A 297-nucleotide genomic window follows, 5' to 3' on the forward strand; every position below is an offset into this window, starting at 1 on the left:
GGTATATAGTGCCTTTGCTAAACGAAGAAATCCTGAGTTGCCAACTATTTCTAATCGATATGTAGATTATGTTGAGTGGGAACAGAAGCAGTTAAAATTAGGTCGGTGGGATACAGAAAAATATTATTGGATGGCCGAACTTGCAGCACCGCTTCCTATACTAAATCTTCCTTTAGATTTTAGTAAGAATCATCAAAGTACAAATAGAGCTACAGTATTTGAAATGAAGTTAGATAATAAAATGAAAGAGTCTTTGAAACAAGTATGTGAACAAGAGAATGTTTCGATGTATATGCT

Annotated in this window: 1 protein-coding gene; it reads left to right on the forward strand. The window is 34.0% G+C overall.

Going from position 1 to position 297, the window contains the following annotated elements:
- On the forward strand, positions 1 to 297 hold a 297-nt coding region (locus tag ACSG5Z_RS30865; protein WP_435712858.1), incomplete at both ends, for a condensation domain-containing protein.

The organism is Bacillus pretiosus (genome assembly GCF_051294775.1).
GTDB classification, from domain to species: Bacteria; Bacillota; Bacilli; order Bacillales; family Bacillaceae_G; genus Bacillus_A; species Bacillus_A wiedmannii.